This window comes from Litorisediminivivens sp. KMU-197 (assembly GCF_056858395.1).
In genome coordinates this window covers 1-802 of sequence record NZ_JBXEQG010000031.1, presented here as the reverse complement: position 1 = coordinate 802, position 802 = coordinate 1, and the positions used below count along the sequence as shown (strand labels likewise).

General features: G+C 55.9%; 1 rRNA gene. It reads left to right on the top strand.

Features of this window, described 5'->3' with window-relative positions:
* Window positions 1-461 precede the first annotated feature (461 nt).
* Window positions 462-802, top strand: a 16S ribosomal RNA gene (locus tag AC04PT_RS20080); the annotation flags it as partial.

Genomic DNA, 802 nt, shown 5'->3' with positions numbered 1-802 from the left:
CCCCTCACCGGCGGCGCTGAGGCGCACGGACGGGACGCCAGACGGGGCGGCGGGGAAGCGGGGACGCGGACCTGGCGCAGACGAGGCGGAGAAAATCGAGGTTTATGACGGGCGGGCGCGCCGAGAAGTTAGGGCGCATCCGGTTGTTATTTGTCTCACGCTGTTTGACATTGCTAATATCTGAAGAGATATGTGGGCGGTTTGGTTCGTTTCGACGGATGGACGTCTGTATATCAACGCCGGTAGGAAGCGCTTTCGAGTGTGACCGATGACCGGTGTCAGCTTCACTGTTTGTATGGACTTTCGGTTTCTTAGGAGACCTGAAGCACAGACAGACAGATGACTTCCGATACGTGTCCGTTCCTAGCCGGGTGGACATATGGTTCTGCCCCCAAAGCGGACCTGAAGTATCGGAGATGTGCAGAGGTTCGGACGTCAAGGATACGCTGGTGACAGCGTTTCAACTTGAGAGTTTGATCCTGGCTCAGAACGAACGCTGGCGGCAGGCCTAACACATGCAAGTCGAGCGCTCACTTCGGTGGGAGCGGCGGACGGGTTAGTAACGCGTGGGAACGTACCCAGTTCTAAGGGATAGCCACTGGAAACGGTGAGTAATACCTTATACGCCCTTCGGGGGAAAGATTTATCGGAATTGGATCGGCCCGCGTTAGATTAGATAGTTGGTGGGGTAATGGCCTACCAAGTCTACGATCTATAGCTGGTTTTAGAGGATGATCAGCAACACTGGGACTGAGACACGGCCCAGACTCCTACGGGAGGCAGCAGTGGGGAATCTTGGACA